General features: G+C 41.6%; 12 protein-coding genes. 7 read left to right on the plus strand and 5 right to left on the minus strand.

The features are described from left to right. Positions 1-262: 262 nt before the first annotated feature. From WD019_RS20360 to WD019_RS20370, 3 genes are all read left to right on the plus strand, one after another. Positions 263-682 carry an organic hydroperoxide resistance protein gene (locus tag WD019_RS20360; RefSeq protein WP_425712642.1) on the plus strand — a complete coding sequence of 140 codons (420 nt, stop codon included), beginning with the start codon at positions 263-265 and terminating at the stop codon, positions 680-682. 306 nt (positions 683-988) lie between these two features. Further along, positions 989-2,089: a hypothetical protein gene (locus WD019_RS20365; protein ID WP_425712643.1), complete on the plus strand. Its 1,101-nt coding sequence runs from the start codon at positions 989-991 to the stop codon at positions 2,087-2,089. Next, positions 2,086-2,313, plus strand: coding sequence for a hypothetical protein (locus WD019_RS20370; RefSeq protein WP_425712644.1), 228 nt, complete (start codon positions 2,086-2,088; stop codon positions 2,311-2,313). Before WD019_RS20365 ends, WD019_RS20370 begins: the two co-directional genes overlap by 4 nt. Before the next feature lie 290 nt (positions 2,314-2,603). Here the strand turns inward: WD019_RS20370 and WD019_RS20375 are convergent, their stop codons facing one another. Then, positions 2,604-2,993, minus strand: a complete 390-nt coding sequence (locus tag WD019_RS20375) for a VOC family protein (protein ID WP_026678448.1) — start codon at positions 2,991-2,993, stop codon at positions 2,604-2,606. Positions 2,994-3,170: 177 nt separating this feature from the next. Here WD019_RS20375 and WD019_RS20380 point away from each other — a divergent pair, with 177 nt between their 5' ends. The 4 genes from WD019_RS20380 to WD019_RS20395 all read left to right on the plus strand — a co-directional run bounded on the left by WD019_RS20380 (position 3,171) and on the right by WD019_RS20395 (position 8,568). Further along, a complete protein-coding gene (locus tag WD019_RS20380; protein WP_026678449.1) occupies positions 3,171-3,479 on the plus strand; it encodes an MTH1187 family thiamine-binding protein in 309 nt (102 codons plus the stop codon). Positions 3,480-3,732: 253 nt separating this feature from the next. Continuing rightward, the gene (locus WD019_RS20385) at positions 3,733-5,076 is read left to right on the plus strand and encodes an APC family permease (RefSeq protein WP_425712645.1); all 1,344 of its coding nucleotides are present in this window, start codon (positions 3,733-3,735) and stop codon (positions 5,074-5,076) included. Between the two features lie 45 nt (positions 5,077-5,121). Beyond that, the gene (locus tag WD019_RS20390) at positions 5,122-6,750 is read left to right on the plus strand and encodes an amidohydrolase (RefSeq protein WP_425712646.1); all 1,629 of its coding nucleotides are present in this window, start codon (positions 5,122-5,124) and stop codon (positions 6,748-6,750) included. Between the two features lie 330 nt (positions 6,751-7,080). Then, positions 7,081-8,568: a DHA2 family efflux MFS transporter permease subunit gene (locus WD019_RS20395; protein WP_425712649.1), complete on the plus strand. Its 1,488-nt coding sequence runs from the start codon at positions 7,081-7,083 to the stop codon at positions 8,566-8,568. A 268-nt stretch (positions 8,569-8,836) separates the two neighbouring features. Here the strand turns inward: WD019_RS20395 and WD019_RS20400 are convergent, their stop codons facing one another. From WD019_RS20400 to WD019_RS20415, 4 genes are all read right to left on the minus strand, one after another. Continuing rightward, a complete protein-coding gene (locus tag WD019_RS20400; protein ID WP_425712650.1) occupies positions 8,837-10,258 on the minus strand; it encodes an NAD-dependent succinate-semialdehyde dehydrogenase in 1,422 nt (473 codons plus the stop codon). Positions 10,259-10,308: 50 nt separating this feature from the next. After that, positions 10,309-11,664 (minus strand): 4-aminobutyrate--2-oxoglutarate transaminase, encoded by a 1,356-nt coding sequence (gabT, locus tag WD019_RS20405; RefSeq protein WP_425712651.1) that lies wholly within the window; start codon positions 11,662-11,664, stop codon positions 10,309-10,311. A 100-nt stretch (positions 11,665-11,764) separates the two neighbouring features. Further along, positions 11,765-13,138, minus strand: a complete 1,374-nt coding sequence (locus tag WD019_RS20410) for a putrescine aminotransferase (protein WP_425712647.1) — start codon at positions 13,136-13,138, stop codon at positions 11,765-11,767. A 22-nt stretch (positions 13,139-13,160) separates the two neighbouring features. Further along, positions 13,161-14,633 carry an aldehyde dehydrogenase family protein gene (locus tag WD019_RS20415; RefSeq protein WP_425712648.1) on the minus strand — a complete coding sequence of 491 codons (1,473 nt, stop codon included), beginning with the start codon at positions 14,631-14,633 and terminating at the stop codon, positions 13,161-13,163. Positions 14,634-14,997 lie beyond the last annotated feature (364 nt).

Below are 14,997 nucleotides of genomic sequence, written 5' to 3' on the forward strand. Positions count from 1 at the left end.
GATTATCGATCATATATGTACACCTGCCGTGTAAAATAGGGAAACTTTTACTTTTTCCTAATTATAGCAAAATGTTTTTCTGTGTGAATGCTTATAGGATAAATTGATACTTTTTGCCTATTTAAATTTTTACAAACAGGTCCAGCTTACTAAATATCTATTTTCTATTTAAATGTGTTTTAACTTTAAATGAATAAGGGTAAAGTCTTCTACATAACAACGCAATCTATTAACTTAAATAAAAACAAGGAGTGATTCCGCAATGAGTGAGGTACTATTCACGGCCCATGCAACAGCAAAAGGCGGACGCCAGGGGCACGTAAAATCGGACGATGGAGTACTCGACCTGAATTTGGTGATGCCGACGGAAAAAACAAATGAAAGAGGGACAAATCCAGAGCAACTATTTGCCGCCGCTTATGCTTCCTGCTACAATGGAGCGCTTAATCTTGTCGCCTCGAAAAAAAAGATGGATGTCGATACAAGCGTGACGGCCGATGTAAGTTTCTTGAAAGATCCAGAAGATAAAGGATTTAAAATTGGCGTAACGTTAAATGTAGAAGTTAATGGAGTCAGCCAGGAAGATGCTGAAATGTTAGCGGAAGAAGCCCACAAAGTATGTCCTTATTCAAAAGCGACAAGAGGAAACATTGACGTTACGTTGAATCCAAAGGCTGTATAATAGGAAACATGAACACGGATAAATTTCCGTGTTCTTTTTGTTGAGAATTAACTTTTCCTGGCATGATGATCGTGTCTTTTTATTGCTTCTTGATCCCTAATCCTCTATCACATGTGTCCTACTATTTGAAATAAAGTCGTCTTTTTTTCTTTTTCAATCCGAATAGAGTAACAACTTGGGAAAATCGTTGCATTTCCCCTCAATATTTATACTTTAATTCGTCCAATTTTCCCAAAACCATTTTCCAATTTTTATGTTACGATGGAAATAGGTAGAAAGAAATATTTTAGACAGAGGGGGATTCAATTGGACTTAGATGTAGTAGGTTCCGATCAGTTGACAAGCTTGCTTAATACATGGAATCAGTACATACGAACAAGTGAGATTGAACGGGCTGAACAAGTCAGGAAAAATGTGCAAAACAAACTCAGCAGCATTGAAGAAAACCAATCAAAATTTATCGATTACCTACTTCTAGAATTTCGACATCAATTGCTTCAAAAAAACTCCGAAGAGATAACATCACTTCTTCCAAAAGTTGAATCATATCAAACAGAAATGGACGGTTTACAAACCTTTTACTTTTTCTTTTTAAAGGGAATTTACTTATACAACACGAGAAACTATGAGGCAGCATTGGAAAACTACGAATTGGCAGAAAAAAAGTTAAGTTTTGTTTCTGATGATGTTGAACGGGCTGAGTTTTATTATAAATTAGCTTCTCTTTATTATCAGTTTCGCCAAACATATTTATCTACAGATTATGTTAAAAAAGCAATCGATATCTTTCAGTTAACCCCCAATTTTTCAAAAAGGGTTGCTCATTGCGAACTTTTAATTGGGCTTAATTGTGTAGATATGAAACAGTTTGAGCAAGCTGAAGTTCAATTTCATTCTGCTTTAGACTGTGCAAATAAATGTAAGGATGAGGAACTCAAAAAATTTGTTTACCATAATCTTGGTTTACTTTATGCAGAACAAAATCTATCAGAAGTGGCACTCCGTTATCTAAATAAACTATCTTCTGATAAGGAATATGAAAAATATCCGACTATTCTATTTCTTTTAACAAGGGAATACTGTAAATTAAATGCCATTGAAGAAGCAAAGTTTTGGTATGACCAAGGAAAGAGATCTTGTGAGATTCAAGGTAATCAAGAGTATCTTTACCGTTTTAAACTTTTGAATGCAACTTATCTTCAATCAAATGAAAATTACTTCGAAGAAACTTTTAAAGAAGGAATTTCCTACTTTTACAAAGAAAAATTATGGTTAAATGTTGAAAGTTATGCTGAAGAACTTGCTTCTTTTTATAAAGAAAAAGAAAGATACAAAGAAGCAGTTGACTACTATGAATTAGCAAAAGAAGTGAGACAAAAAATTCTTGAAAAGGTGGCTTTAAAATGAAAAAATCCAAATTAATAGCCTGCACAATGATACTTCCAGCAGCACTTACAATTAGTGTACTTAACTTTAAGGAAATTCACTCTCACAAAAGTACTTCCCATTTTGAAAAAGCTAAACCTCCAGTTTTTTTGGCTGAAAGAGAAGGCGGAGTTCCAAATTCATCGTCTTTTTTAGCAAAAAAAAATGGTAGAGTGGCTCATTCCCCATCTATTTTAAGAACTTAATCCACTATGGAAAAATTAATGTTTTTGCCCTAAGAATACATTTCTTAGGGTTTTTTTATAAGAATTATAGATTTAGCGTTCTACTGTTTGCTACTAGGCTAAGTCACCGGAAATGCCGCTTCCAGCGTAAACTTGAAAAGTAACTCAAATTCGAATCACTGAATGTTCTCGAGCGCTGTTTTCACTTCCTCGTTTAATCCCTGTTTACTTGTCGTTCTACAAATCAACGGATCCCAATCGGGTTGCCGGGCTAGTTTATCAATCATATTTATAAAATTCAGGGTTATGGATTATGACTTATCCGCAGTGCCAATTGCCAAAACGTAGCCGTCAGGATCCTGAATGGCAAATTCCTTCCATTTCCCCCATTCAAATTCGGTCACTGTCGGCTCCTGAACAATAGTGCCACCTTTTTGTTTCCATTCTTTATACAAAGTTTCTAAGGAAGCAAAATCATCCGCGTAAGCATACGTATCCCAGACGATTCTGTCCCCAATCGTATTCGGAGAAACCGCTTGATTTTCTTTTGCCTGTATAAGTTTGAATCCAAGTTTAATCTCATCATCCCGAATGGCCCACCAATCCGTCACGTCACATCCAAGCACTTCTTTGTAAAAAGATTTCGACTTTTCTAAATCAGAAACAACCAACACGGTTAATGACTGAATTCGATTATTCATTTTAAGTCTCCTTTGAATTAGAATGAACCTGGCTGTGTATATTTTATCATATAGAACATATGTTTGTAAACGAATTCTCAGAAAATTAAGCTGTCCATTTTCCGCCTGCTTTGAGCCCGAGGAATCACGTTAAATGGTATACTACTAAAGAAAACTATTAGGAGAGGAGGCTTAATTATGGCAATTGCAGATATAACAATCATCCCTATTGGGACTGAAACGCCGAGCGTGAGTGAATATATCGCTCAAATCCAAAAGGTGCTTGAGGAAAATTCGGACAGGGTAACGTATCGATTGACCCCGATGAGCACGTTAATTGAAGGGGATTTGAAAGACGTGTTTGAAGTGATTGAACAGCTTCATGAAGTTCCTTTTCAAAAAGGGATCAAGCGTGTCGCTACCAATATTCGAATCGACGACCGCCGGGATAAAAAATCAACGATGGAATCGAAGCTCGCTTCCGTTGAAGCAAAAATGAGCAAATAATAATCGAAAGGACTATTCCCTTTTAACGGAAATAGTCCTTTTGTCATGTACATCTTATTTATGCAAATCCGGTTAATTTATGCAATTTCGAATAAACATGACTGCGCCATTAAGTGAAATAACAGTATTGATTACAATTAATCAGCAATTATCAAAATAGTTTTTTGAATTATTCAAATTTGGCATGATATATGCATTATTAACATTAGCTAATGATCATTAGTTCACTTATAAATATGAGGAGGATTGATTAATGGAGAAGACGAATTCGCCATCTCTTCACCGTTCGTTAACGTTAAAGTACGTCATTTTTTTCGGATTGGCGTTTATGGCGCCGCAAACCTTTTTCTCAACGTATGGGGTTGCAGTACAAAGCACAAACGGCATGATTCCTACGGCTTATGCGGTAGCTTTAATTGTTATGTTATTTACTGCTTATAGTTATGCCCAATTAGTGAAAGCGTTTCCGAACGCTGGTGCCGCTTATACGTTTACGCAAAAATCAATTAGTCCGCATATCGGCTTTCTCGTTGGCTGGACGATTTTAATTGATTATGTGTTTAGCCCGATGATCAGTTCATTGCTTCTCGGTATTTCGCTAAGGGCTTACTTTCCTTCCATTCCAATGTTTGTTTGGATTATATCTTTCATCATTATTATCACTACAGTCAATATTCTTGGCATAAAATTTGCAGCGAAGTTCAATACGTACTTGCTCCTGCTACAACTTCTCGTCTTTTTGGTGTTTTTCGTCTTATCGATTAAAGGATTGTTTGAAGGAAAAGGTGCCGGGACATTATTTTCAGCCGTGCCGTTTTTCGATTCCGAAATTAAAATACCGACATTTCTTTCGGTAATTCCTATTCTCTGTTTTACCTTTTTAGGGTTTGATGCCGTAACGGCGCTGTCGGAAGAAACGAAGCACCCGAAGAGAACGTTGCCGAAAGCGATTTATTCCATTACGTTGATTGGCGGCCTGTTGTACATTGTAAGCGCTTATTTTTCACAACTTATTTTTCCGGACTTTCAATCATTTAAAGACCCCGAATCGGCTTATATCGAAATTGCCATGTACATTGGTGGAAACGTATTCACAAGCTTTATTGTTGCGGTTGGATTAACGGCATCCTTTGCTTCATCTGTTGCCTCCGGGACAAGCGCATCGCGCATTTTATATGCGATGGGCCGGGAAAATGTATTGCCGAAAAAGGTGTTTGGCTATCTTTCGCCAAAATACCGGACACCTGTATTTAATCTTGTGATAATTGGCGTAATCGCGTTAAGCGCTCTTTTCCTCAATCTTACAACCGCGGTATCTCTTATAAACTTTGGAGCGTTGTTTGCCTTTTTCTTCGTGAATCTTTCTGTTATCGCCCATTATTTTATTCGGGAGAAAAAGCGGTCAGTGAAAGGGACCATTCAATACTTCATTATCCCGATCATCGGTGCGGCGCTTATCGGACTATTTTTTATCAAATTAGATAAGCACTCTCTTATGCTCAGAGGCAGCTGGCTTCTTATAGGATTAATCTATTTATTGAATTTAACAAAAATGTTCAGGCAGCCCCCTCCCCAGCTTAGCTTTGAAGAAGCTTAATTGTGATGTAGAAAAGTATAACAATAGAAAGGAATGGTTTATTTTATGAGTCAACTAGCTGATATGATTATTACAGGCAACAAAGTATTTACCGGTCTTGCCGATCGGCCGGAACCCGCATCGATTGCGATTGCAAACAATCGTATCATTGCGGTCGGTTCTGAAGAAGAAATTAATGCTTTTAAAGGTGAATATACGAAAATCTATCAATTTCATGATCAACTAATCATGCCGGGATTCCATGATTTCCACCTGCATATTATGCATGGGGCGGTTTCATTGAACAGCGTCGACCTTTTTTCGGCCCGTTCGGAACAAGAAGCACTTAATATGATCAAGGAATTTGCTGATTCGAACCTTGAAAATCCATGGGTGATCGGGTTTACCTGGGATGCGGGCTATTGGGATACGCAAAAGTTGCCGAATCGCTATTCGCTCGACCGCATTCTGCCTGATCGTCCAGCGATTCTGTTTCACGCCGAAGGCCACTATGCATGGGTGAATTCAAAGGCTCTGGAAATCGCAAACATTACACGTGAGACAGAAAACCCTTCTTACGGCATAATCGGCAAAGATGAAGATGGGGAACCGAATGGAATTTTATACGAAAAGGCAATGGGGGCAGTCATCCGGCATGCGTTTACTTTTTCAAAGGAGCAAAAAACCGAGATTTTCACGAACTTCTTACGCCATGCCGCAAGTTACGGGGTAACGGCTGTTCACGATTTATTTGCGACGGAATCACTGGAAATCCTTGATGACTTTGGGCTTTTCAAAGAGTTTGAGGATCGCGGCGAATTAACGACACGCATTCATTTATGGCCCGCTTTAAATGGTGATATCGAACGGGCGAAACAATTGCGGAATGCGTACCAATCAGACAAGCTCCGTGTTTCAGGGCTGAAGCAATTCATCGATGGTGTCATTACGGCAAGAACGGCCTTTTTGCTTGAACCTTATGCCGATCAACCCGAAACTCGCGGGGAAACTTCTTTCCCGCCTGAGACAATTAAAAAATGGGTGACCGAAGCCGATCGAGAGGGATTCAGCATTCGTTTCCATGCGATTGGCGATGCAGCGATCCGACTTGCTTTGGACGCCTATGAGGAAGCGCAAAAAGCGAATGGAAAAAGAGATTCACGTCACTCTATTGAGCATGTTGAGGTCATTCATCCGGATGATATTCATCGGTTTAACGAACTTGGCGTTACTGCTTCCATGCAGCCTGACCATTTTGCGATGTCAGAACGCGGCGTTTATACAGAGCGGATCGGGAGCGACCGGGAAAAATATGTATTCTCGATTAACACATTGCAAAGATCCGGGGCTAAACTCGCATTTGGAACGGACTTCCCGATTGACCAACTGAACCCGCTTCTCCAAATCTACCGTGCGATCACGCGAATCGACAGTGGCGGAAAAGATGTATGGCATCCGCATGAGCGTATCACCCTCGCTGAAGCCTTGAAGGCATATACGATCGGTTCAGCCTATGGTTCGTTTAGAGAACATGAGCTCGGCACACTTGAAGCAGGAAAATTGGCCGATATCGTCGTTCTCGAACGAGACCTTTTTGCCATCCCGGCAGAAGAAATACCGCACACTAAAGTACAATTAACAATTGTAGACGGAAAAACGGTCTATGATTGGACCAAAAGCTTCATAAAACAATAATCGCTAAGGGGCCATCCGGAAAGCCAGTATAGTTGACTTTCCGGCGCCCTTTTTTATCGTCTATTTTTAGATCACTGCCATTTTGTATGAATCAACGGACTTTAGATGTAAAATGCAATTCGTTTGACAATAGACCTTGAAACTTATAATAATAGATTATTAAGTTTATTAACTTTTTAGCCACGACCATTCACTTTCAGTTATTTCTTTATTCTTCTTCTATCCACATATAACCATGTTGTCTTGAAATGTCTAACCTTTAAGTTATCCAAATTCAAAAATCATATAGGAGGGTATTTTTACTTGGACACCATCGCATCAAACAAAAAAATGAGGATAGCGCCAATTTTTGCGGTTCTTCTTGCCGGTGCATTTGTAGCATTTTTAAATCAAACCGTCATTGCTGTCGCATTGCCCAAAATTATGGATTACTATCAAATTTCTGCTGTTACTGCCAATTGGCTCAGTACGATCTTCATGTTAACCAATGGAATTGTTATCCCGATCACCGCTTATTTAATGGATCGCTATACAACGAGGCAACTGTTTTTATTCTCTATGGGGATTTTTGTGATTGGAACATTCCTATGTGCGGCAGCGCCTGCTTTCTCGATTATGTTAATCGCCCGGGTTGTGCAAGCAATAGGTGCCGGGATCCTTTTTCCTTTAATTACAAATGTCATTTTTACCTTATTTCCGCTTGAGCGGCGCGGGTTTGCAATGGGGATCTTCGGTGTTGCGATGAACTTTGCCCCGGCGATTGGCCCGACATGGGCAGGCTGGATTATTGAAACTTTTTCGTGGCAGGTTATTTTTTATATCATTGCTCCTATCGCCCTTTTAGACTTTATACTCGCTATTTTTCTTGTAAAAAATGTGACAGAAACAAAACGTCCTAAATTGGATGTCCCTGGCGTCATTTTATCCACCATTGGTTTTGGCGGCCTCCTTTACGGCTTTTCAACAGCCGGGACGAAAGGATGGAATCATCCAGAAGTTATCGCCTTGTTTAGTATTGGTGGAATCAGCCTGATTCTGTTTGTTTGGCGTCAGCTGTCTGTCAAGCATCCTATTTTAGAATTTCGCATTTTTAAATACAAGATGTTTAGTTTAACAGCGATTATAAACGTCATAGTAACGATGTCCATGTTCTCCGGAATGATTTTAATGCCCATCTATATGCAAAATGTCCGCGGCTTCAGCCCGCTCGAAGCAGGGTTTATGCTGTTGCCAGGCGGAATCGTCATGGGGATTATGTCGCCAATTACGGGGAAACTTTTTGATAAATATGGGGCAAAATGGTTAGCGATTATCGGCCTAGCGATTACGATTCTTACGACATATGCTTTGACAAGGCTCCAAACCGATACGTCCTTCTTCTATATTTTGTGGGTTTATACGGTCCGGATGTTTGGCATGTCCATCTTAATGATGCCCATCTTTACCGCCGGCCTGAATGATCTTGGACTTCATTTAAATAAATATGGCACTGCTATGGTTAACACATTTAGAATGGTAGCCGGGGCAGTAGGCATGGCCTTTTTTGTCTCCATTATGACGAATCAAGGGGAAAGCCATGTGAAAACGATTGTTAGCCAACATCATATTTTGCCAACGGATAAAGTCCATATGGCCATGGCCGTCAATCAAGGCACAGTAATGGGAATTAATGATGCGTATATGGTCGCAACCTATTTGACTGTGGCAGCCTTTATTTTGTCATTCTTTATTCGAGGGAGCAATCCATCTAAAGAGCAATCCGTCCCTAATCGGGTGAAACGTATGAAAAAAAGTGCTACAACGACTGTAAGCAGCTAATATACGAGACGCTTGCATAACATCAAACTGAGGCTGGATCTCCTCTGGCCTCAGCTATTTGTTTTTCCGGACGCTAATCGGAAAAACTGCCGGCCAAGATTAAGACTTCAATGAGGTACATCAGACAAACGGGATTCTACTTTTTTTAAGCTCTTGTATCGCAATAAATAAAGTGGCTTTTTTTCTAACACTGGAATCAAAATCGGTTCAGTTCAGGAAAAGAAATGAAAAAAGAGGGCATTCTCATCACGAGAGGCCCTCTACTCTATTATTCATCAAACCCGATGGAAATATACTTTGTTTCTAAATATTCTTCAATGCCATGGTGTCCGCCTTCGCGGCCGAGTCCGCTTTCTTTATATCCGCCGAATGGCGCCTGGGCCGTTGATGGAAGGCCGTCATTCAATCCGACAATGCCATATTCGAGCGCTTCACTGATGCGAATCGCACGGCTTAAATTTTCCGTGAAAATATAGGCAGCCAGTCCAAAATTCGTATCGTTCGCCTGGCGGATAACTTCCTCTTCCGTTGTAAAGGATACGATTGGAGCGAGCGGGCCGAATATTTCTTCTTTTATGCAAAGCATGTCTTCATGAACATTCGTCATAATGGTAGGTTCGTAGAAATAGCCGTTGGCACCAGCAGGTTTTTCGCCGCGATAGACGATAGTTGCGCCTTTCTTTTCGGCATCTTCGATGAGCGACTGCACTTTTTCTACCGCCGCTTCATCAATTAATGGTCCGATTCCGGTTCCTTCTTCAAGTCCGTTTCCTACTTTTAATTCCGACAATTCCTTTTTAAATAATTCGACAAACTCCTCCATCACATTTTCATGGACGTATACGCGGTTTGTACAAATGCACGTTTGACCCGCATTTCTAAACTTGGAAGCGACTAAATTTTTTGCCGCTTTTTCTAAATTTGCATCATCCATGACGATAAATGGAGCATTTCCGCCCAATTCGAGGGAAATTTTCTTTACGTTATCCGCTGCCTGGCGCATTAAAATTTTTCCGACTTCTGTCGAGCCTGTAAAGGTGATTTTCCGCACACGGCTGTCTTTCATCCACGCTTCGCCGATCGCCGATGCCTTTCCGGTGACGACATTGAATACTCCTTTTGGTATGCCCGCTTTTTCCGCAAGTTCCGCTAATTTTAACGCCGTTAGCGGTGTTTGCTCGGCCGGTTTCACGACGGCGGTACATCCGGCAGCAAGAGCCGGGCCGACTTTCCGTGTAATCATCGCGGCCGGGAAGTTCCACGGTGTAATCGCAGCAATAACGCCGACTGGCTCTTTACGAACGAGAAGACGTTTGTTTGTTGCGGAAGCAGGGATCGTTTCTCCATAAACACGCTTTGCTTCTTCGGCGTACCATTTAATAAAGCTGTTCGCATAACTCATTTCGCCAATCGCTTCATTTAACGGCTTCCCTTGTTCCATCGTCATTAACTTGCCGATTTCTTCCTTCTCTTCTTCAATCAAATTAAACCACTTCATAAGAAGGTTAGAGCGTTCTTCCGCCGTTTTTTTCGGCCAGCTTTTAAACGCGTCAAAGGCTGCATCGACAGCTAGCGCCGCTTCTTCTTTTCCGCCGCGCGGAATGATGCCTACGACTTCTTTTGTCGCCGGGTTGAGAACATCCGTAAATTCAGTCAGATTTTCTCCGACCCATTCACCGTTAATATACATTGGATAAAATTTATTTTTTTCGATGACACTACTCACTACATTCACCTCACTTACGCATATTGTGGTGCAAATACGGCTTCAACCGATTCTGTTAAAATGGCAAGACCTTCTTCAAGCTGCTCGTCCGTAATGGTTAGCGGCATTAAAATGCGGATGACATTGCCGTATACGCCGGCGCTTAATAATAGAAGCCCTCTGTCATTTGCTTCTTTTACAATTTTTCCAACTGCTTCTTTATCCGGCGTTTTGCTTGCTCGATCTTTTACTACTTCGAATGCGCACATCGCTCCGAGTCCGCGAACGTCTCCGATTTGTTCAAAGCGGTCAGCAAGCTGGTTAAAATGATCAATGACTTTATTGCCTAACACATCAGCGCGGTCGTTCAGTTTTTCTTTTTCAATAATATTGATGACCGCAAGTGCTGCCTGGCAGCCGAGCGGACTTCCAGCATACGTTCCGCCGATCTCGCCTGGATTTGCCGCATCCATAATTTCGGCGCGTCCGATCACACCGCTGATTGGTGTTCCTGCTCCAAGTGATTTTGAAATGGTGATAAGATCCGGTTCTACTCCGAAATGGTCAATCGCAAAGTATTTTCCTGTCCGGCTAAAGCCTGTTTGAATTTCATCAGCCACAAAAAGAATGCCGTATTTCTTGCAAATGTTATAAATGCCCTGAACAAATTCCTTCGTTGGAATGATAAATCCACCTTCCCCTTGAACCGGTTCCATCACAACGGCTGCGATCGATTCCGGAGCGGCATCAGCGATTAAAAAGTGTTCAAATTGTTCAACGAGGTACTGAGAATATTGTTCTTCGGTCATGCCTTCCGGACGGCGATAAGCGTATGGATATTCCGCTTTATACACTTCTGGTGCAAACGGTCCGAATTCATATTTGTAAGGCTTCACTTTGCTCGTCATTGTCATCGTCATTAATGTCCGCCCGTGGAACCCTCTTCTAAAGGAAACGATTCCCTGGCGTTTCGTATATTTACGCGCGATTTTAACGGCATTTTCAACAGCCTCTGCTCCGCTGTTAAAGAAAGCCGCTTGTTTCGGGAAATCTCCCGGAGCAAGTTCCGTCACTTTTTCAGCCAATTCAATGTATGATTCATACATCATGACATTAAATCCGGTGTGAATGAATTGATCAGCTTGATCTTTGATCGCTTTTACGACTTCAGGATGGGAATGCCCGACATTGATTGTCCCGATTGCGCCGGCGAAATCAATATACGTATTTCCGTCAACGTCTTCCACTAAAGCTCCGCTTGCCTTTTTTACAAATGCCGTCGTTCCATTGCTGATCCCGCGCGGCACAACCCGTTTGCGCCGTTCTAAAATTTCTTGAGATTTAGGGCCCGGAATCGCTGTTGTCAAGTTTACGAATGTTTTAGCCATTATAGACATCCTTTCTTTTACAGAAGTAAGGTAAGCAAAAATGGCAGGGCCGCTCATTTTTACTTACCTATTAAAAGAGGAACCGAATCCTTCTTTTTCAGTTTTAAGCTTTTACGTTTTTAAGTACTTCTTTAAATGTTTTTACGACTGTATTGACTTCTTCATAGCTGATCGTAAGCGCAGGCTCAATGCGGATCGTTTTCGAGTTGATGAGCGTACCTGCGACAAGAACGCCGTTGTCGAACATTCCTTTTGACACTTCATAGCCGATTTCATCTTTATGGAATTCGATACCGATCATCAATCCCTGGCCGCGGATTTCCAATACTTTATCTTCGTGTCCTTTGGCCGCTTCTTTTAGTTCATTTAAGAAATACTCCCCTACTTCCGCAGCGCGTTCTGGTAATTTTTCTTCTAACAATACGTCGATTGTTGCAATGGCTGCCGCACAAGCAAGCGGGTTGCCGCCGAACGTCGTCGTATGCATAAACGGATTTTCGAACCAGCTTTTGAACACTTTTTCGCGAGCGACGATGGCGCCTGCTGGCATAACGCCTCCACCAAACGCTTTTGCAAGACAAATAATATCAGGAACGACATCAAACAACTCAGCCGCGAACATTTTTCCTGTACGTCCCATACCCGTTTGTACTTCATCCAAAATGAGAAGTGCTCCGTACTCATCACAAAGCTCTCTTACTTGTTTCAAGTAGCCTTCTGGAGGGATGATGATTCCGCCTTCTCCTTGGATTGGTTCTAAGATCACAGCCGCCACATCTTCACCCGTTAACGCGCAAACTTCAAATGTTTTTCTCATCATGTCGATGTCCCCGAATGGAACATGACGGAAACCAGGGATTAATGGCAAGAACGGCTTACGGAAAATGCCTTTCGCTGTTCCGGAAAGGGAACCAAGGCTCTTACCATGGAACGCTTTTGTCGTAGAAATGAACGTTGTCCGTTCGCTGTACATTTTGGCAAGTTTCAATGCTGCTTCAACACTTTCCGTACCGCTGTTTGTAAAGAATGCATATTTAAGATCTCCAGGCGTGATTTCCCCTAAAATTTTCGCAAGCATTGCACGTAGCGGATCAAGAAGATCCTGGCTGTGAAGCGCCTGGCGCTTTAATTGGTCAGTTACTGCTTTGACAACTTTCGGGTTGCGGTGTCCTACATTGTAAATGCCGAATCCGCCTAAACAGTCAATATATTCTTTTCCATTCACATCTTTAAAGCCTGCGCCGCTGTCAGACCATTCAACAGCCGCGAATTGTCCGCCTTCTGTTACCGTTTTGCGGTATTCAAGGAAGCCAGGGTTAACATGCTCGCGGAATCCGTCAACTGTTTCTTTCGTGATCCACTGCGCATCTTCCTTCGTAATTTCATCTTTTTCTATTAAATGTAGAACTTGTTTAATATAATCTTGAATATTTTCTTGCTTTTCCTGTAACTTTTTGTTTTCTAAATTTACGCTCATGTTGATCTCTCCTCGTATTTTTTTACTTGCTAAACCAGCCGATTGGCTCTACCTGTAAATTGATGTTAATTTGCTTAATTTCCTGGAATTCTTCTAAACCGAATGTTCCTAAGCTGCGGCCGATCCCGCTTTGCTTATAGCCGCCCCATGGCGCTTCGTTATAGGTCGGGTGATACGTATTGATCCACGTAATCCCTGCACGGAGTTTCTTAATGACGCGCAACGCTTTTGCCCCGTCAACCGTAAATACGCCACCAGCAAGGCCGTAATCAGTGCCATTTGCAAGTTTAATTGCGTCTTCTTCGTCTTTAAACTTTTGAATAACGACAACTGGCCCGAAGATTTCTTCTTGCACGATACGCATATCAGGAGTCACATCGACAAACACGGTCGGCTCGACAAAATATCCTTTTTCAAGGCCGTCTTTTGTAATGCGGTTGCCTCCACAAGCAAGGCGCGCCCCTTCTTCTTTACCGATATTGATATAGCTTAAAACTTTTTCCATATGCTGCTCGCTGACAAGCGGTCCCATTTCTGTGTTTTCGTCATCCCCAGGCCCTACATTAATTTGCTTTGCCCGTTCTACAAACCGATCGACAAACTTGTCATAGATGCTTTCTTCGACAAGAATGCGCGAGCCGGCAGAACATACCTGGCCAGATCCAGAGAAAATGCCGAATAGCGCCCAGTCTACAGCTGTTTCAAAATCGCTGTCCGCGAAAATGATATTTGGCGACTTTCCGCCAAGCTCAAGCGAAATTTTCTTCATGTTGCCGACAGCAGCTTTCATAATATGTTTTCCTGTCTTTGTTCCGCCTGTGAAGGAAACCATATCAACATCATGGCTTTCGGCAATTTCATTTCCAACGGTTGGGCCTGCGCCCATGACCATATTGGCAACACCTTTTGGAAGGCCGACTTCTTCAAAAATTTCAAAAAGCTTTGTCGGTGTAACCGGTGTCACTTCAGATGGCTTAAAGACTACCGTATTGCCTGCTGCAAGCGCAGGAGCGAGTTTCCAAACACTCATTAATAGCGGATAGTTCCACGGCACGATCAATCCGCAAACACCTACAGGCTCTCTAACTACCATCGCTTGCATTGGATCTGCAACGTGATACGTTTGCCCGTCCGGTTTTGTAATTAATCCTGCATAGTAACGGAAACAATTCGCTGCATCTGTAATGTCGCCATCAGCTTCCCGGTGTGGCTTTCCGTTATCCATCGTTTCAAGCTTCGTCAGTTCATCATGATATTCATCAATTTTGTCTGCAATTTTGAAAAGATAGGAAGCTCGTTCGATCGGCGGAAGCTCTGACCATGCCCCGCTTTCAAATGTACGTTTAGCAACTTCAATTGCTTCTTTCGCATCTTCTACCGTACCTTCAGCAGCCTGTGCAAAAACTTCTCCTGTCGCCGGGTTGATTACATCCCTTTTTTCGTTATTTCGGGAGTCTCTCCATTCTCCGTTTATATACATTTTTAAATTTAACATCGCATTGTTTCCTCCTTTCGGCATTCACTAATATATATTGCAAGTTCCGTGCCAAAACAGAAAGAGCCATCTTTTTGTCGTCATTGCAAAAAAAGATGGCCTTTTTTATTCAATTTTGCATATTTTTAATCATTTCTGCAGAAAGTAAACGATCAAATGCATTAATGAGTTATGCAAATTTGCATAGGTTCAATCAATGCTGCATAAGAGCTTGTGATGCTTTTCTTTGAAATTAGTAAACTGACAATAGTTGACGCTGTTCTACTAACAAAACCATTTTTTAATATATAGGACATTTTCCATGTCATGGGGACCTGATTTTGGCCTTAGAGGCTGTCTCTCGGACATTTTTCACGTTACGGAG

The organism is Fictibacillus sp. Mic-4 (assembly GCF_049843615.1).
Lineage (GTDB): Bacteria > Bacillota > Bacilli > Bacillales > Fictibacillaceae > Fictibacillus_A > Fictibacillus_A gelatini.